The sequence below is a fragment of the Phascolarctobacterium sp. genome (assembly GCF_030531065.1).
In the GTDB taxonomy this organism is placed as follows: Bacteria; Bacillota; Negativicutes; order Acidaminococcales; family Acidaminococcaceae; genus Phascolarctobacterium_A.
Map to the genome: position 1 here is coordinate 180,308 of NZ_JAUNOQ010000001.1, position 18,225 is coordinate 198,532.

Consider the following 18,225-nt stretch of genomic DNA (forward strand, 5'->3'; position numbering starts at 1 on the left):
GAGCAGGGTTATATACAGGAGAGAAAATTATGGCAGAAACAGATTTATTTGCGGACGAAAAAACGCAGGACCTGGCCGAGGCCGAGCAGCTGCGTCAGGAGATTCGCCATCATGAATATTTATATTATGTGCTGGACGCGCCGGAGATAACGGACAGCGAATACGACAGGCTGCTGGTGCGCCTGCGGGAAATTGAAGCGGCGTACCCCGATAATGTGCCTGCGGATTCGCCGACACAGCGCGTGGGCGGACGCGCCAGCTCCCAGTTTGCCGAGGTGCGCCATCTGGAGCCTTTGCTGAGCTTGTCCAACGCTTTTTCCGAAGGCGAGCTGCGGGCCTTTGACGAACGGGTCAAAAACGGCCTGCCCATTGGCAGCAGGGTAGAATATGTTATGGAGCCCAAGATCGACGGTCTGGCGTGCAGCCTGATTTACGAAAACGGCCGCCTGGTGCGCGCGGCTACCCGCGGCGACGGCGTGGTGGGCGAAAATGTGACGGCTAATGTGCGCACTATTCGCAGTATTCCGTTGGTGTTGCAAGCGCCGCCGGGAGAGCAGCTGCCGGAGCTGCTGGATGTGCGCGGCGAGGTGTATATGCCGCGGCACGCTTTTATGCAGCTCAACGAGCAGCGTTCGGAGCGGGGCGAAAGCGAATTTGCCAATCCGCGTAATGCGGCGGCAGGCAGCCTGCGCCAGCTGGACCCGCAGGTTACGGCCAGTCGTTCGCTAAGCTTTTTCGCCTATTATATCGTGGGCGAGGGCGCGCGCGCCAGGCACAGCGATTCGCTGGCGGCGCTGACTGCCTACGGCTTCAAGGTCAGCGAAAATTACCGGGTTGTGCCGGACATCGACGGCGCTTTGGCTTATATCAGGGATTTTGACCAGCGGCGCGCAGGCCTGGCCTACGATACGGACGGCGCGGTTATTAAGGTCAACGAGGTACGCCAGCAGCAGCTTTTGGGCGCTACGGGCAAGGACCCGCGCTGGGCTATCGCCTTTAAATATCCGCCGGAGCAGGCTGAAACCACGCTGGAGGATATCGACTGGCGCGTAGGGCGCACGGGCGTACTGACGCCGACGGCGGTGCTGACGCCGGTGAAGCTCAGCGGCAGTGTAGTCAGCCGGGCAACGCTGCATAACGAGGATTTTATTAAGGCTAGGGATATCCGCTTGGGCGACAGGGTTATTATCAATAAGGCGGGCGAAATTATCCCCGAGGTTCTGCGCGTGGCGGCAGAAAAACGCACGGGCGCGGAAAAGCCTGTGGAGATACCGGCGGTGTGCCCGGAGTGCGGCTGGCGCGTGGAGCGGCAGGGCGCGGAGGCGGCTATCCGCTGCACCAATCCGCACTGTCCCGCTTTGGGGCGCGAGGGCTTGATTCATTTTGTCAGCCGCGACGCGATGAATATCGACGGCTGCGGTCCTTCGGTCATCAACCAGCTTATCGACGCCGGGCTGGTGCGCGACGCCGCCGATTTGTACAGCCTGCGGCGGGAGGATTTGCTCAAGCTGGAGCGTATGGGCGAAAAATCAGCCGATAATTTATTGCAGGCATTGGCGGCCAGCAAGGAAAACGAGCTGGACAGGCTGCTCTTTGCCTTGGGCATCCGGCATGTGGGCGCGAAGGTGGCGCGGATTTTAGCGGCGCAGTTTGGCAGCGCGGATAAGCTGCTGGAGGCGCAGCCGGAGCAGCTGGCGCAGATTCGCGATATCGGCGCTAAAATTGCCGAAAGCGTCGTTACCTGGTTCAGCGTGCCGACCAATCGCGATTTGCTGGAGCGTCTGGCGGCGGCTGGACTAAAAATGACCTTTACCGCGCCGGAAACGCAGGAAGATAATCCCTTCTTCGGCAAAACGCTGGTCTTTACGGGCACTATGCCTACGCTGGGAAGGGCCGAGGCCAAAACCATGGCGCAGGACGTGGGGGCGAAGGTCAGCGGCAGCGTGAGCAAAAAGACGGATTACGTCGTGGCCGGAGAAGAAGCCGGCAGTAAGCTGGATAAGGCGCGGCAGCTGGGCGTAACGGTTATCGACGAAGCGGAATTTTTGCGCATGCTGCAGGGCGGCGCGCAATGAGCGCGGCGTAACCGACTGCATGGAATTCTTTTTGACGAGCTTTGAATAAATCGCGTTTACGGAGGTTTTTATGGATCAATTGGAATGGCAGGGATATGTGCATCGGGTCGCTACCTATGATTGCCCCATCCCGCTTAGCTTTATTAACGATTATAATGATTGGAAATGCCGCAGCACCGTGGGGCGTATGCTGCTGATTTTAAAGGACGTGGAGGGCGCGATGGCCGTTCTTGCGACAGTTAAGGACGTGCAGCCCGATATGGAGGATGCGCCTGATTTTGGCTTGAGCGAGGCCGAGCATAAGGTGCTGTGCCTGCGCGACATTGCGCAAATCGTCTGGGATTTGACCGGCACGGCGGACGCGCCGCTGGTATATCTGCGCGAGGCTTATAAATTGTGCCGCGACTACAAGCACGTTTTCCGCAGCGCTGACCGCGGCAAGATCTGGGTGCGGCGGCTGGAGCTTTTGCGTAGCTGCGGCCGGGAGGAAAAGGCTTTGGCCGAGGCGGCTGCTATGCTGGAGCAGGAAAAGGATAACGCGGGCGTTAATCCGTATCGCTTCCGCGCTTTGGTGTTTATGGCCGAAAGCCTGGCGGCGCAGGGAGCGTATGAAGACGCTTGCGCAAAAATTGCGGAAGCTTACCAATCCTTCCCGCTGACGGAAGCGGCGGAGCGGGATTTGGCTGCCGCCGCCGCGCAGGCTACGCCCGAAGAGCGTTACGCCGCTTACCTTCACTGCACGACCATCCAATACCAGCCGTGGGAGCGAGACAACGTGCCGACGCTGGCGGAGGTACGCAAGCTGCAGGAGGATAATTTCCGCAGGCGGCAGGCGTCCGAGCAGGGCGGGCTCAACGCGGCTGATTTAATCGGACAATTAAAATGAGTAATTAAAGGTTTTCCGACAAGGCTTTAGCAAATCTGTTAAAATATCTTATAGCTATTTTAGAAAAATTTGGTGAAGGGATGTATGGAAAACCGATGAAAAAATATCTTTTAGCTTTGAGCGCGGCGGCCGCTTTGCTTGTGCCGCAGTTAGCGGGAGCAGAAGGCTTCGCCGTCTACGAATGGTCCGCAGAAGGTATGGCTATGGGCGGAGCGCGCATGTTCGCTGAGAACGACGCCGCCAATATGGCCTATAACCCCGCTTCCATTACGAAAATTAAAGGCAAGGCTGCGAAAATCAGCGCTACCTATTTAAGCCCGCACGGACGTTATGACGTTACTCCCAAAGGAACTGGCGATATTGTTACAGGCGAAAACAGGGTGCATCCGGCGTGGGTGCCCGGCTTGTACTATGTGCAGCAAATTAACGATAAAGAATGGTTCGGTATGGGAACCTACAGCCGTTTCGGTTTGATTTCGCAATTCGAGCGCAATTCTTTGCCCGGAAGCAACGCTTTCAGCTCTAAGCTTTACGGCGTAAGCCTTGGCGCGAACTACGCCCGCAAGTTTGATAAGAAGTGGAGCGCGTCGTTGGGTGCGGAGGTCAATTACGTCGGCTTGCAGCTGGATAAAAATCTTGGCAATTCTATGCCGATGCATATTGAAGGCGAAAGTTACGCGTTGGGCTGGAACGCCGCGGCTAATTATGAATTTGATAAGAAGAACGAGATGGGCGTAGTTTACCGTAGCAAGGTAAATCATTCCATGGAAGCCGATTTGGATGCTCATTTAAGTGCTTATGGAATGAGTTCTTATGGCGACGCTTATGGTAAGGTGACGTTGCCTGAAAGCGTATCCATTGGTTACAATCATAAGTTTAACGATAAGACCCGTATTGAATTGAACGGTATTTGGACGCGCTGGGACCGTTACCAAAATTTAGATATGACCTTTAGTAATTTGGGCGGGACTATCGGAAGCCAACTTAACGGAGTACATCCTAATCCGAAAAACTGGTCTAACGGCTGGCGCTACGCTTTAGGTTTGGAGCATAAGCTGAGCGATAAATATACCGCTTTGGCAGGCATCGCGTATGACGACCACTCTATTCCTTATTCCGGCGGCGATTTTATGATCCCGACTGGCAGACGCTTAACGTATTCTATCGGCACGCAGTACCACGACGATAAGCAAACCCTGGCTGTAGCTTTAGGCTGGATGAAGGTGGGCGGCCTGGATTTCGCCGGCGGCACTACGGATACTTTTGACACTGCGCACACACGCGACAGCTTTACGAAAATGTTCAGCGTCTCCTACCAACGCAATTTCTAATTACAAATTTTAAGGCTTATAAGGTCTTTCTCTGCGGAGGAAGGCCTTTTGCTTTTTTTCTCGCTGAAGGCAAGACAAAAAAGCTTTTTTGTAATATAATAAAAAATTAGAATGGAACAGGCGGCGCTGCCGTAAGGACCGCTGCTTGTGTCATATTTTTAGCTAAATTGCAGGTGACGTTTATGTCAGTGATTTTTTATTTCAGCGGTACGGGAAACAGCTTGGACGCCGCCAGGCAGGCTGCCGCTGTGCTGCCGCAGTGCCGCTTGGAGCAGATGGCCGCGTATCTGGCGCATCCCTATGAGGTTAGGGATGATATTGTGGGCGTTGTCTGCCCCGTGTACTGCTTCGGCCTGCCGCCGTTAGTGCAAAATTTCTTGCGGGCGCTGCGGGCGAAGCCGCAATACTGCTTCGGCCTGGTGACGATGGGCGGCAACTCCGGACGCGCGTTGAAAAATTTGCAGGAGCTTTTGGCGCAAAAAAATATCGAGCTGGCTTACGCTAACTCCGTAGCGATGCCCGATAATTTCTTTATGGCGCGCAGGGCGCAGTATAACGAGATGCTGATTGCCGCAGATAAAGCGTTGACGGACATCGTGACGGATATCCACAAGCGCCGGCGCGATACGGCTAAGTGCCGGGAAAACTATGTGGGGAAGTATTTAACCACGCCAGTGGGCTGGTGGTTTATGCGCAGCGTTTTGCACGTCGGCCAGCCGCGCCTGCGCCCCAACCGCTGCGTAGGCTGCGGCCTGTGCGCTAGGTTGTGCCCTGTGGGCAATATAAAAATGGAAAAGCAGCGGCCTGTCTTTGCCGACAAGTGCGCGTATTGCTTTGCCTGCCGCCATTGGTGCCCCAAGCATGCTATCCAGATGGGCGGCTTAAAAGCTAAGGCGGATATTAGCTACACTAATCCTAATATTAAAGCGGAAGATTTATTACGGCAGGAGGAAAAATAATGCAAGCATATAATAAAGTAAGCGAAGCGATGCTTGAAGAGCTACGCGCCGCAGTGGGCGCAGAAAATGTTATCACCGATTTAGAAAAGCTGGACCAATACAAAACGGACGAGGAATACGATCCGCGCCGTTTCCGCGTGCCGGAAGCCGTAGTGCGCCCTGCTAATCCGCAGGAGGTGGCTGCGGTAGTGAAGCTGTGCAACAAGTACATGACGCCCGTGACCGTGCGCAGCGGCGGCACCAGTCTGGCCGACGGCGCTATCGCCGTGTGCGGCGGTATTGTGCTGCTCATGGAGCGCATGAATAAGATTATCGAAATGAATACCGAGGGCATGTACATGGTGGTGGAAGCCGGTGTGCGCACAGTCGATATTCAAAAGCTGGCCAACGAGGCCGGGTATTTATACGCAGGCGACCCCTGCAGCGCCGAAAGCTGCCTGATCGGCGGCAATCTGGCGACGAACGCGGGCGGCAACAAGGCCGTGCGCTACGGCGTGACCCGCAACCAGGTTTACGGGCTGGAAATGGTAACGCCGACAGGCGAAATCGTCGAGGTGGGCGCGCGTTTGAAAAAATGCAGCACCGGCTATTGCATGGAGCAGCTCGTGATGGGCAGCGAGGGTACGCTGGGCATTATTACCAAGGCTACCTTAAAATTACAGCCCCTGCCGCCGTACCGTTTCGACCTTTTGGCCGTTTTCGACGACCCCATGAAGGCGCTGGACGTAGTGCCCAGAATTATGCAGGCCGGGTTGAACCCCACCAGCATGGAATACATGGATAATTCCTATGTGCGAGCTACCGCTGATTTTATTGAGTTTAAGGGAGCGCCCCATTACGAGGACGGCATTTACGTTATCATCACCGTGGAAACCTTTACGGAGGACGAGCTGGACAGCAAGATGGAGCAGCTTAACGATTTGTGCGAGGAAGCCGGCGCTGTGGACGTGCTGGAGGCCGACGACCGCATCTGGGCGATGCGCCGCAACTGTCAGGAATCCATCAGCCTGGTAAGCAAGGTTTCCCTGACGGACGACGTGGTAGTGCCGGTGGATAAGATTGCCACAACGATAAAAGAGATTATGCATATTGGCTCCAAGTATCCCTTCCCCATCCCCGTAAAGATTAACGCGCATATTGGCGACGGCAATCTGCATATCGTACTGTGCAAATGCGATATGAGCGACGAGGAATGGGAAAGCACGGTACACGCCTTCCACGAGGAGGTTTACGCCTATGCCTACGCGCAGGGCGGCCGCCTGGCAGGCGAGCATGGCATTGGCGCTAAGAAGCTGAATTATATGGAGGAATTTACTCCCGCAGGCGAGCTGGAGCTGATGCGCAAGATTAAACGCGCCTGGGACCCCAACAATATTCTTAATCCCGGCAAGGTATTTAACGCTTAAAGTCAGAGGGCGTAAGCTGCTGAGCATTGAAGCAGGCTGAAATCGAGGGGAATTTTTTATGGCTAAATATAATACTGTTTCCGAAGAATTTTTAGAGGAGCTGCGAGCCGCCATAGGCGCTGAGCATGTGCGTACCGACGCGGCTACGCTGGATACCTATAAAACAGACGAGGAAAAGGACGAGCGCTGCTTTCACCTGCCGGACGTGGTAATTGCTCCCGCCGACGCGCAGGAAATCGCCGCTGTGGTGAAGCTGTGCAATAAATATCTGGTGCCGTTGACAGTACGCGGCGGCGGTACGGGCATTACCGATGGCGCTATCGCGGTGTGCGGCGGCGCGGTGCTGCTCATGGAACGGCTCAATAAAATTATCGAGCTTAATAAAGAAGGCATGTACCTGGTGGCGCAGGCCGGCGTGCGCACGATAGATATCCAGAAGGCCGCCAACGAGCAGGGCTTTTTGTACGCAGGCGACCCCTGCAGCGCCGAAAGCTGTCAGATTGGCGGCAATCTGGCTACTAACGCCGGAGGCAATAAGGCCGTGCGCTACGGCGTGACGCGCAACCAGGTTTACGCGGTGCAGATCGTGACGCCGACGGGTGAAATCGTGGATTTGGGGGCGCCGCTGAAAAAGTGCAGCACGGGCTACTGCATGGAGCAGCTGGTCATCGGCAGCGAGGGCACGCTGGGCATTATCACGCAGGTGACGCTGAAGCTGCAGCCACTGCCGCCCTACCGCCTGGATTTGTTGGCCGTGTTTACCGATCCGGTGCAGGCCATGAGCGTGGTGCCGAAAATTATTAAGGCGGGTATTAACCCCACCAGCATCGAGTATATGGATAACGCCAACGTGCGCACTACGTCCCGCTTTCTGGAGTTTTCCGGCGCGCCTCACGCCGACGAGGGCATTTACGTTATCGTAACGGTGGAAACCTTTAACGAGGACGAGCTGGATATGAAGATGGAACAGCTGGACGCAATCTGCGAGGAATGCGGCGCGATAGACGTGCTGGAGGCCGACGACCGCATTTGGGCTATGCGCCGCAACTGCCTGGAGTCGGTAAGTCTGATCAGCAAGGTCTGCACTACGGACGACGTGGTCGTGCCCGTGGACGAGATGAGCGATATGGTAAAATTCATTATTGCAACGGTGAGGAAATATCCTTTCCCGCTGCGCATCAACGCGCATATCGGCGACGGCAATCTGCATATCGTGCTGTGCAAGATGGATTTAAGCGACGAGGAGTGGGAAAGCAATCTGCGCCGCTTTACGCAGGAGGTTTATACCTACGCTTACGCTCACGGCGGGCGTTTGGCGGGCGAGCATGGCATCGGCGCGAAGAAACGCGAATTTCTTGAGGAATTTACTCCCGCAGGCGAGCTGGAGCTGATGCGTAAAATCAAGCGCGCCTGGGACCCCAATCTGATTTTAAATCCGGGCAAGGTGTTCAACGCCTGAAGGAAGGTTTATGTGCGGCGCGGAATTGCGGGCCGTGGTAATATAAGTAGTACAGTAGTATAGAAGCAAAGGAGAAGTTAAATTTATGACCAAGTATAATCCCGTAACAGAAGAAGTCCTAGAGGCCTTGCGCGCCGCTGTGGGCGCAGAATACGTTAAGACCGATGCGGAAACGCTGGAGCGCTATAAAACCGACGAGGAGCCGGACCCGCATTACCATCATCTGCCGGAGGTTGTAGTACTGCCGGGCAGCACGGAAGAGGTTGCCGCCGTGATGAAAATCGCCAATAAATATCTGGTGCCCGTAACGCCGCGCAGCGCGGGCACCAGCGTATCCTGCGGCGCTATCGCCGTGTGCGGCGGTATTGTGCTGCTGATGGAGCGCATGGATAAGATTATCGAAATGAACGCCGACGCTATGTACATGGTAGTGGAGGCAGGCGCGCGTACCGTGGAGATTCAGCAAACGGCTAACGAAGCCGGCCTGTTGTATGCCGGCGACCCCTGCAGCGCCGACAGCTGCTTAATCGGCGGCAATATTGCGACCAACGCCGGCGGCAATAAGGCCGTGCGCTACGGCACTACGCGCCATCAGGTGTATTCCGTGGAGGTAGTTACGCCGACGGGCGAGATTGTGGAGCTGGGCAGCCGTTTGAAAAAATGCAGCACGGGCTACTGCCTGGAGCAGCTCATCATGGGCAGCGAGGGTACGCTGGGCGTCATTACCAAGGCTACGCTGAAGTTGCTGCCGCTGTGCCCCTACCGTTTGGATATTCTGGCCGTGTTTACCGACGTGGCCAAGGCTGTGGATTTAGTGCCTAATCTGATTAAGGCCGGTTTGAACCCCACCAGCGTGGAATTTATGGACAACGGCTTCGTGCGCGCGGCCAGCGATTACGCCGAACTGCGCCTGCCCCATTATGAGGACGGCAGCTATGTTATCGTAACGGTAGAAACCTTTAACGAGGACGAGCTGGATATGAAGATGGAGCAGCTGGACGAAATCTGTACTGCCTGCGGCGCTACCGACGTGGTGGAAGCCGACGAGCGCGTGTGGAAGGTACGCCGCAGCTGTCTGGAAGGCTCCAAGGCCTTGAGCAAGGTTTCCACCTCCGACGATCTGGTAGTGCCGGTGGATAAAATTGCCGACTGCCTGAATCATTTGATGGAGGTGTCCAGGCAATATTCCTTCAAATGTATGTGCCTGGCGCATGCAGGCGACGGCAATCTGCATTTCAATATCCTGAAAATGGATTTAAGCGACGAGGAATGGGAAAAGCAGGTTAGCGAATTCCACAGCATTTGCTACGCTTACGTTTACAGCCTGGGCGGTCGTTTATCCGGCGAGCATGGCATCGGCGCTAAAAAGATTGCGGCCATGGAAAAATACTGCAACCCTGTGGAAATGTCCATCATGAAAACTATTAAAAAGGCTATGGACCCCAATAATATACTGAATCCCGGCAAGCTGCTGAACGCTTAAAGCGGCAGGCTTGTTATGACGGCGCGTTTTGGCAGCAAAGCGCGCCGTTTTTATGCCTGCATAAAGTATAAAGACTTTCTGGCAATTATTTTTGCAGGGGCATACTATATTTTCCTCTGCTTGCGTTTCAATAGGATATCTTTAAAAAAATTATCACATTAGGCAGATACAAGGCTTGTTTATGACAGAAAGAAGTGTTATAATGCTAACAGGTATTTACATAACGTCAGAAAATATTATTATATATAAATTAAGGAAAGGGTGTATGTGAATGACGGAGGATTATAACAAGCTCATAGGTACTCGCGTAAAAATGCTGCGCGTCACCAAAAACATTTCTCAAACGGAGCTTGCCAAGAAAATTGGCGTTACCCAAACCCATTTAAGCAATATTGAAAACGGTCGCGCCGGTCTGACGATTCCCAATCTGATTAAGCTGCATGAAGCGCTGGAATGCACTATCAGCAGCTTTTTTGTGGACATTGAGGGAACGGTTGAGGAGCCCAAAAAGGAAGAAGTTACTCTGGCCGATTTAACCGAGCTGTTGCTGTTGCTGAAAAAGAATAAAGGTAACTGATAAGTTGCTCTTTCTGCAGGGACCCATGCGGCCCCTGCTTTTTTTGCAGCAAATTATAATTCTCCGCGGCAGGAATTTTACATTTTATGGCGAAATTTACCTATTATATATTTCTATTTAAAGGAGCAGATAAATGAGTACATTCACCAAGGTTCTGCTGGCCACGGATCTGTCCCCGCAGGCCGATAAGCTGACTGAGTGTCTGTTTAGCTTGTGCCCCGATACGGAAACGGAAGTGGTTTTGGCGCACGTCTTTGAAGATGACGACGACGCCGACCCCGACGGTAGCAGCTATAAAAAAGCGCGCAGCCGTCTGGAAGGGTATAAAAACGATATAGAGCAAGCAGGCTATGAAGATATTTCCATCGTTACGCCGTCCGGTGAAACAGCTCCGGCTTTGGCTGCCTTAGCCGAAGAATGCGAAGCCGATTTGCTGTTGGTAGCCTCGCACCGCAAGGGCTTTCTTAAACGCGCCCTGATGGGCAGCACGACCTATGAGCTGGCCAGAGCGGCAAATCTTCCTTTGCTGATAAATAAGGACGAGGAGGACGAGACGACAGGCAATTTGCTGGAGACCGTGCTGTTGCCTACGGATTTTTCGCGTAAATCACTGGAGGGCCTGAATATTATCCGCAGCCTGCGCGAATTTGTGGGCAGGGTGATTTTTGTCCACGTTATAGAGCATAGTCGCAGTAAGCGGGATTATAAAGAAAAATACGGCAGCGCTATGCTGTTTTTGCAGGAGCTGGTGGACGAAATGAAAATTTTCGGCATCGACGCCGATTACCGCATCGCCCATGGCGTGGCTTCTAAAAAAATAGCGGCCATTTGTGAGCGCGATAATGTCAGCTTGATTATGCTGGCGAAAACCGGAGCCGATATGACCAGCGGCGACGATTTAGGCAGCACGTCGGAAAACGTGGTGCTTAATTCGGATTGCGCGGTCATGCTCTTACCTGCCGAGGACAACGACGATTGACAGGGCGCGGTGAAATTGTCAGTTTGAAGTTATATATAGCTCGTTAAAAAGCGGCGTCCGTAAGGGCGGCCGCTTTTGCTTGCTTTACTGCCGCTGCCTGCGCTGAATATTCGGCGGTAAAATATAAAATTTTTTACAGAAAGTTATTGACTTTAACGCTTAAAATCAGTATAATAATATACGCAGTTGTGCTACTGCGCGCGCCGTTAAAGGCGCAAATTGAAAATGGTTTAAGTTTTCAACCTTGGAGAGATGACCGAGTGGTTGAAGGTGCACGCCTGGAAAGCGTGTGTACGGGATACCGTACCGAGGGTTCGAATCCCTCTCTCTCCGCCACTAAATCGGCCGCCAATAGCGGTTTTTTTATTGCTTCTCTGTGGGACCGTAAATTTGGGTCCTGCGCAATGGGAGCCTGTGAACCAGGTCAGGTCCGGAAGGAAGCAGCCTTAAGCGGATACTTTCATGTGCCGCGGGGGCGCCCGGATTTGCGGCCCTACAGGGAAGTAAGCAGCGTCGAGCGAAAGCTCGGCGCTTTTTGCGTTTAGGAGAAGATTTCCCTGCATTGAGGAGCGTTACCTGCTTGCCTACAGCCTGGCTTGCGCAGCTTTGGGCATGACTTCGCTTTTGCTTGTTGCAGGGTTAGGTAACTGCGTAAAAATTTGCCGTCCTTTTTGTATGGAAGGACTGCTAAAGCCGGGTAGAACCGAGGGCAAGAGCGGGCGCGGGAGCGCCCGGATTAAGACGGGCGTGGGTTTAGAACGAACCTTACATAAATTTTGCTAATTTTTGCGATAAGTCTAACTAATTTACTCTTGCCGGGGGGGACAAGTGTGGTATAATGTATCCAAAGCAAGGTGCGGACGTGAGAGATTGCTCTGTCAGGGGTGGCAGAGAGTTAAAAAAGTCCGCTGCGAGTTATACTCTTTCCTTGCTGTTAAATTTGGCAGGATTGGAAGCCTACCAATCCTGCTAGATTGATTATAAAGCGCCATCTGCTTCCACCCCAACCTCACCCCGTTTATAAATTGTCTGCAAGGCAGAACTCAACCCGTAAAGCATGAGGAAACAAGGCAACTCATATCGAGCGGCGAGACGAAGCTTTAAGGACATTTTATAAAAATAAAATAATCCTTAGAGGAGGAAAACAAAATGAAAAAATCCTTAGTACTCGCAATGGCTATGGCATTGGGCGTAACCGCATCCGCTTACGCAGCCAATCCGTTCTCCGACGTTCCGGCCGGCCACTGGGCATATGACAGCGTAAACAAGCTGGCTGCAGCAGGCGTAATCGACGGCTACGGCGACGCTACCTTCGGCGGCGACAAGCTGATGACCCGTTATGAAATGGCGCAAATCGTAGCCAAAGCTATGGCTAAAGGCGCTAACGTAGATAAGCTGGCCGCTGAATTTGCTGACGAGCTGGATACTCTGGGCGTTCGCGTTGCTAACCTGGAAAAGAAAGCTGACAACGTAAAGATTGCTGGTCAGGTTCGTTTGAGCTATCGTGATTCTGATCAAGGCAAGCACAACGGTCGTCTGCGTACCCGTTTGTTTGTAAAAGGCGCTGTCAACGATGACTGGACTTATACCGCTCGTATTGAGAACAACCAATACTTTGACGAGTCCGATGAAACCAAACATAGCAAAGGCAACAATCCGAATGCTGGCGACGAAGATACGAAGCTCAACTGGGCTTTCGTTTCCGGTCGTGTAGGTGGCATTATGGTTGACGCTGGCCGTCAGGATATTAAAATGCATACTGGTACTGTAGTCGATGAAACTTTCGATGCTGCTAAGATTTCCTACGGCAAAGACGTTAAATTGACTGGCGTTGTTGCTAAAGCGGCTGGCAGTGGTTCTTGGGATAATGGCACTATGGAAGAAGGCGACAGAATGTATGTTGCCGACGTAACCGCTAAATTGGGCGTTGTTGACGGCTATGTAACCTATTACAAGGCTGATACTGCTAACGACGATGAAATTATAGTAGTTGGCGCTTCCGCTAAGATTGCTAAAGATTTGAAATTAACCGCAGAATATTTGAACGGCGACGCTCAAAGCGGTAAGGACGACAATGGCTATATGGTAGGCTTGGCTTATGGCGGCGCTAAAGCTGCAAAAGCTGGTAGCTGGGGCTTGTATGCTAACTACTATGACCAACCGATTGCAACCATGCTGGAGCATACTGTAGACGGCTATGCTTATATGCCTACTGGTTTCATGACAACTGGCGACGGTTTCCAAGGTTATGAAATTGGCGCTAACTACACCGCTGCAAAGAACATTGTATTGGGCGTAAAATACTATGATTTGGAAGCACGCGAAGGCAGCGCTGACGACCAAACCATCTGGACTGAAGTAGTATTCAGCTTCTAATCCAAGAGCAAATTAATACTTCTCAAAAATTTAGGGACGGCTGCGGCCGTCCCTTTTTATATGCTGTAAACGCGAACTGCCGCATTATAAAGGCACGGCAGTTTTTTATATAAAAATGTTTTTGCGAAATACTTTACGGTTTTGCGTACGTATGTTATAATATGGTGTAAGAGATGGCTTGGTATGTTGGTTTTATCCTACTCCCTAAGGACAGGGGGTGATACTATGACGGTTTCAGAAGCATTATCTTTAATGATAAGTTTTGCGACCTTAGTGGTACTCATTCTATCGTTCCGTAAGTAGTATGAAAAAAACCGCTTAACGGTAAGCGGCTCTTTTCCAATAGTTATTAAAATTGAGGAGAAGCCGACTTTCCGATACCAGCTATCTCTTTTATTATTATAAGCTCAAAAATAAAAATAGTCAACACATCGAAATTTGTTTTGTGCTTGCTGCGACAGCTGCTTATAGCTCATAAGCGACCTAAAAACCGGGGATACGGCCTCGGTTTTTATTTTTGTGTGCTGCTGCCGCTAAAGTTTCGCAATTTTAGCCGTTAGCTAACAGCTTTTGCAGCAGTTCTGCCGTTACGTCTTCTTCAGAATAAATCTTTACGCCCTTCTGCGCCAGCAGGGCTGCCGTAACGCCCATGCCGGTGATGCGGCGGCCCTGGAAGCTGCCGTCGTAAACGGCGCTGCTGCCGCAGGAGGGACTGCGCTGCTTTAAAATGGCGGCGGTAATATTATAGCGCCGGCAAACTTTGGCGCAGAGCTGCGCTCCCCGCTGAAAGGCGTCGGTTACGTCCTCGCCCTGGTCGTTGACGACGCGGGCACAGCCGCACCAGACGTCGCGCCCCGTACCGCCGCTGATTTCAGCAGGAGGGCGGGGCGTGGGCAGTCCGCCTGCCGCTTCGGGGCAGAAGGGCAGCAGCTGGCCGCTGGCGGCGTAGGGCAAAAGCAGGCTGCATAAATTGCCGTCGCCCTTATAGCGGACGGGCAGGTTTAAAAGACAGGCGCTGACTAAAATCATGCATGTGCTCCTTGGCTGCCGCAGGGCCAGCCGATTAAATCCTTGACTACCTCGGAGGCGATAATCAGCCCTGCTGCCGAGGGGGTGAAGGCCGTGCTGCCGGGCAGGGCGCGCCGCCTAGGGGCTTCTGCGACGCATGCGCCGTCCGAGTCGACTGGCTGCAGGGGCTGCTCGGTGGAATATACAACCTTGAGGTCTTTTACGCCGCGTTTTTTCATGGCCTGACGCATGACGCGGGCCAGCGGGTCTACCGATGTTTTATAGATATCGGCTACCTGAAAAAGAGCGGGATTCATTTTATTACCTGCGCCCATACTGCTGATAACGGGCACATTGGCCGCTTTGGCCGCCATGACGATGGCAATTTTGGCGGCGACGGTGTCCACGGCGTCCACTACATAATCGTATTGGGAAAAATCAAACTGCTCCTGATTTTCAGGCAGAAAGAAGCATTGACAGGGGTGGACGTCAATGCGGGGGTTGATGCTGCGCAGGCGTTCGGCCATCGCCGTTACCTTGGGCTGGCCGATGGTGGCGTAGGTAGCGATAATCTGCCGGTTGAGATTGGTCAGCGCGACCGTATCGTTATCCACTAAGGTGAAGCGGCCGACGCCGCTGCGGGCCAGGGCTTCGACTGCGTAGCCGCCGACGCCGCCGACGCCGAAAACGGCTACGTGGGCTGCGTGCAGCCTTTGCAGGGCCTGGCTGCCGATAAGTAGCTCTGTGCGCGAAAATTGGTTAAGCATAATATCTCCTCATTTTCTGTTTCAGTTGGCTAAATAAATATCCGTCGCTGTTCCGGCCGGCAAGTCTGCCGGTTTATTATCCGATATTACGGTTACGTTGCTGCCGTTGATTGCGCTGATGCTGCCGCCGAAGGAGGCGCCGGCTGCTTTCAGCGTAACCTTTTGACCAACGGTCAGCGCTTTAGCTTCGGCAGCGCTGACATCAAAGCTGATTTGGCAGCTTTCGACAGCCGTTAGCTCTAAAATAGCTTCGCCTTGGCGAACAGAGTCGTTATTGGCGGCTTGCAATTGAGTGACTATGCCCGTACAGGGACTGCTTGCTTCGTTGGCCTGCTGCCTGGCTGTGGCCTGAGCCTGCTGCCGCTTGAGCTGCTCCAGCAGCTTTTGCTGCGCGGCGATGGCTTGGGGCGAAGCCGGTTGGCTGCTTACTGCCGCCTGGCTGGCGGCTTGAAAGCTGGCGCTGGCCTGCTGCAGCTCGGCTTGGGCGGCCTGCGCCTGCTGCCGCGATACGGCTCCCTGCGCCAGCAAGCTGTTCATTTTAGCGGCTTTTTGCTGCGCTTCGGCCAGTTTAGCCTGCGCTGAGGCCAGATTGCCCGGAGGAGCAGCGTTGACTGAGCTTTGCTCCAAACGGTTTAATTCGGCGGCGGCTTTGGCGGTTTGCTCCGCCAGCTGCTTAACCTGAGCGTCCAGCTGTGGGTCGCTGATGGCGAACAGGGGCTGGCCTTTACTGATGCGTTCGCCCTTTTCGGTAATCAGGCCGATAATCTGGCCGGAGGCGGGTGATTTGACCTCATAGGAGGGGATGGACAGCGGGGCGCTGCCGATTTTTTTGCTTTGTCCGCTGTTGCTGCAGCCGCTTAGCAATAAGGCTGTAAGCAGTAGCGTCAGGAAAAGTTTGCAGTAACGCATGGGGATTTATCTTCGCTTTCATATAATATTTCTACATTATCCATTATATCCTAAAAATTTATCTTGTGTGTGAATTTTTACTGTGCGTCTGAAAGCGTGGCGTACATTTTACATTCTTGCCGTGCTTCACAAAATCTTTGTATAAAAAGTAACAAAAAGTTTTCAGTTGGGCATTACAAATTGGCGAAAATCGGGTATAATATAATTAAAAGTGTACTATACTTAACATTATATACAGGCGCTGCGACGCTACGCTTTCATTCGTCGCGGCCTGTGCGATCTAATTACTGGCGCCGTATAGGTCGTGAAAATTTTTATTCAAGCGAGGTAAATATGTTTTTCGATTCTTATGATACACCAGTATTCAGACCTCCCAGCGAGGCAAGTAGTTTTATTTTGCGCGTTACCAGGGGCTGCGCCCACAATAAATGCACCTATTGCAATATGTACCGCGGCGTGCCCTTTCAAATATTAAAGGATGAGGAAATATCACGGCAGATAGCCTTGGCCGCTTATTATGGCAAGGACAAGGTGCGCCGCGTCTTTTTGGCGGACGGCGACGCTTTGGTGCTGCCTACGGCTAAGCTGCTGAAAATTTTGCAGGTTCTGCGGGAGCGGTTCCCTAAATTGCAGCGCGTGGCCAGCTATGCCGCGCCTAAGGATATTCTGCGCAAGAGCGAGGAGGAGCTGCGCCAGCTCAAGGAAGCGGGCCTGCAGCTTTTGTACTACGGCATGGAAACGGGCGACGACGTAACGCTGAAGGCTGTGAATAAGGGCGTAAATGCCGAGGAGGCCATCGAGGCGGGTCGCCGCGTTACTGCCAGCGGCATGAAGCTGTCGCTGATGGTAATCCTGGGCCTGGCAGGCGTGGAGGGCAGCGCCCGTCACGCTTTGGCAACGGCTGAGGCCATCAATATTATTCAGCCCACGCATTTAAGCGCTTTGTGCCTGATGTTGTACCGCGGCAGCGAGCTGTTGGAGCAGTTCGAGGCGGGGCAGTTCAATCCCTTGTCCCCGGCAGGCCTGATGCAGGAGCTGCATTTAATGCTGGAGCATATCGACCTGCCTGCTGATAAGCACTGCCTGTTCCGCAGCAACCACGTTTCTAATTACGTGCAGCTGGCGGGTACGCTGCCCAGAGATAAGCAGCGCCTGCTGCGGCAGGTAGAGGTAAGCGTGGAGCATTTAAGCAAGCTGAAAAGCTGGGACGTTTACAATAATACGGAATACTAAGCAAGCTGAAAAAGGTGATGAGGATGGGCAAAAGGCTGACTGCCCTGCTGACGCTGCTGGCGCTGATTTGCTGGCTGCCGTTGTCGGCGGAGGCCAAAAAGAAAACTGCCAAACAGACGCCTGCGGTTAAGAGCAGTGCGCAGCAAAGCGACTGGCGCGTGAAGGTAGCGCAGCAAAAGCTGCAGGCCCTGGGGCTGTCTGAGGAAAAGCCTTCGGGACGCATGACCGACGCTACCAAGACGGCGCTGAAAAAATTTCAGCAGCAGCACAAGCTGAAGGCCAGCGGCGCGTTGGACGATAAAACTTATCGCAAGCTGACCTGGGAGGCCTTTGCCAAGGAAGGGATAACTAACGTCAAGGGCTCGGAAATAGTCAAGCAGGCTGCGAAATATAAGGGCGTGCCTTATAAATTCGGCGGCGTGACTGCTAAAGGCTTCGATTGTTCCGGCTATGTGCAGTATGTATTTAAAAACTGCCGCGCCGGCCTGCCGCGAGCGGCGGACGAGCAGGTGCTGCAGGGCGTTTTTGTGACGCAGAAGCAGCTGCGGCCGGGAGATCTGGTGTTCTTCACAACCTACGCGGCGGGAGCGTCCCATGTGGGCATTTACGCCGGGAAGAACCAGTTCTGGAGCGCCACCTCGTCCAAGGGAGTAATGCTTTGCTCTTTGCAGGATAGCTATTGGAAGACGCGTTATTATGGAGCACGCCGGGTTTTGGTAAGCAACGGCGAAGTATAAGGGTAAAAAATTGACTGCTGTAAGCAGATGGGGGAGGATT

16 protein-coding genes, 1 tRNA gene and 1 other RNA gene are annotated in these 18,225 nt (G+C 53.3%); 15 read left to right on the forward strand and 3 right to left on the reverse strand.

The window, feature by feature from the left end; translation table 11 throughout:
• Positions 1-29 precede the first annotated feature (29 nt).
• From ligA to Q4E64_RS11410, 13 genes are all read left to right on the forward strand, one after another.
• Positions 30-2,075, forward strand: a complete 2,046-nt coding sequence (gene ligA, locus Q4E64_RS00915) for an NAD-dependent DNA ligase LigA (RefSeq protein ID WP_303165781.1) — start codon at positions 30-32, stop codon at positions 2,073-2,075.
• Between the two features lie 70 nt (positions 2,076-2,145).
• Entirely contained in the window at positions 2,146-2,961 is an 816-nt protein-coding gene (locus Q4E64_RS00920; protein ID WP_303165782.1) for a hypothetical protein, read from the forward strand.
• 95 nt (positions 2,962-3,056) lie between these two features.
• The gene (locus Q4E64_RS00925; RefSeq protein WP_303165783.1) at positions 3,057-4,292 is read left to right on the forward strand and encodes an OmpP1/FadL family transporter; all 1,236 of its coding nucleotides are present in this window, start codon (positions 3,057-3,059) and stop codon (positions 4,290-4,292) included.
• 182 nt (positions 4,293-4,474) lie between these two features.
• Positions 4,475-5,251 carry an EFR1 family ferrodoxin gene (locus tag Q4E64_RS00930; RefSeq protein WP_303165784.1) on the forward strand — a complete coding sequence of 259 codons (777 nt, stop codon included), beginning with the start codon at positions 4,475-4,477 and terminating at the stop codon, positions 5,249-5,251.
• Positions 5,251-6,657 (forward strand): FAD-binding oxidoreductase, encoded by a 1,407-nt coding sequence (locus Q4E64_RS00935; RefSeq protein ID WP_303165785.1) that lies wholly within the window; start codon positions 5,251-5,253, stop codon positions 6,655-6,657. Before Q4E64_RS00930 ends, Q4E64_RS00935 begins: the two co-directional genes overlap by 1 nt.
• A 58-nt stretch (positions 6,658-6,715) precedes the next feature.
• Positions 6,716-8,116, forward strand: a complete 1,401-nt coding sequence (locus tag Q4E64_RS00940) for an FAD-binding oxidoreductase (RefSeq protein WP_303165786.1) — start codon at positions 6,716-6,718, stop codon at positions 8,114-8,116.
• A gap of 85 nt (positions 8,117-8,201) precedes the next feature.
• Positions 8,202-9,599 carry an FAD-binding oxidoreductase gene (locus tag Q4E64_RS00945; protein ID WP_303165787.1) on the forward strand — a complete coding sequence of 466 codons (1,398 nt, stop codon included), beginning with the start codon at positions 8,202-8,204 and terminating at the stop codon, positions 9,597-9,599.
• A 271-nt stretch (positions 9,600-9,870) separates the two neighbouring features.
• A complete protein-coding gene (locus tag Q4E64_RS00950; protein WP_303165788.1) occupies positions 9,871-10,176 on the forward strand; it encodes a helix-turn-helix domain-containing protein in 306 nt (101 codons plus the stop codon).
• 133 nt (positions 10,177-10,309) lie between these two features.
• Positions 10,310-11,155 carry a universal stress protein gene (locus Q4E64_RS00955; protein ID WP_303165789.1) on the forward strand — a complete coding sequence of 282 codons (846 nt, stop codon included), beginning with the start codon at positions 10,310-10,312 and terminating at the stop codon, positions 11,153-11,155.
• 246 nt (positions 11,156-11,401) lie between these two features.
• Positions 11,402-11,491 (forward strand) — tRNA-Ser (locus tag Q4E64_RS00960).
• Between the two features lie 52 nt (positions 11,492-11,543).
• An RNA gene (gene ffs / locus Q4E64_RS00965) (signal recognition particle sRNA small type) lies at positions 11,544-11,643 on the forward strand.
• Between the two features lie 661 nt (positions 11,644-12,304).
• The gene (locus Q4E64_RS00970) at positions 12,305-13,531 is read left to right on the forward strand and encodes an S-layer homology domain-containing protein (RefSeq protein ID WP_303165790.1); all 1,227 of its coding nucleotides are present in this window, start codon (positions 12,305-12,307) and stop codon (positions 13,529-13,531) included.
• Between the two features lie 225 nt (positions 13,532-13,756).
• Positions 13,757-13,834: a putative holin-like toxin gene (locus Q4E64_RS11410; protein ID WP_366935991.1), complete on the forward strand. Its 78-nt coding sequence runs from the start codon at positions 13,757-13,759 to the stop codon at positions 13,832-13,834.
• A 246-nt stretch (positions 13,835-14,080) separates the two neighbouring features.
• On the opposite strand, the gene Q4E64_RS00975 is transcribed toward Q4E64_RS11410, so the two are convergent.
• From Q4E64_RS00975 to Q4E64_RS00985, 3 genes are read right to left on the reverse strand one after another with little or no spacing between them, the layout of a single operon-like run.
• A complete protein-coding gene (locus Q4E64_RS00975) occupies positions 14,081-14,560 on the reverse strand; it encodes a DUF523 domain-containing protein (protein ID WP_303165791.1) in 480 nt (159 codons plus the stop codon).
• Positions 14,557-15,306 (reverse strand): tRNA threonylcarbamoyladenosine dehydratase, encoded by a 750-nt coding sequence (locus tag Q4E64_RS00980; protein WP_303165792.1) that lies wholly within the window; start codon positions 15,304-15,306, stop codon positions 14,557-14,559. Before Q4E64_RS00980 ends, Q4E64_RS00975 begins: the two co-directional genes overlap by 4 nt.
• A 21-nt stretch (positions 15,307-15,327) precedes the next feature.
• Complete coding sequence (locus Q4E64_RS00985; RefSeq protein ID WP_303165793.1) at positions 15,328-16,215, reverse strand: HlyD family secretion protein; 888 nt, start codon at positions 16,213-16,215, stop codon at positions 15,328-15,330.
• 333 nt (positions 16,216-16,548) lie between these two features.
• Between Q4E64_RS00985 and Q4E64_RS00990 the strand changes: the two genes are divergently transcribed.
• Together Q4E64_RS00990 and Q4E64_RS00995 are read left to right on the forward strand one after the other, a co-directional pair.
• Positions 16,549-17,448: a radical SAM protein gene (locus Q4E64_RS00990; protein ID WP_303165794.1), complete on the forward strand. Its 900-nt coding sequence runs from the start codon at positions 16,549-16,551 to the stop codon at positions 17,446-17,448.
• A 23-nt stretch (positions 17,449-17,471) separates the two neighbouring features.
• Entirely contained in the window at positions 17,472-18,185 is a 714-nt protein-coding gene (locus Q4E64_RS00995; RefSeq protein ID WP_303165795.1) for a C40 family peptidase, read from the forward strand.
• Positions 18,186-18,225 lie beyond the last annotated feature (40 nt).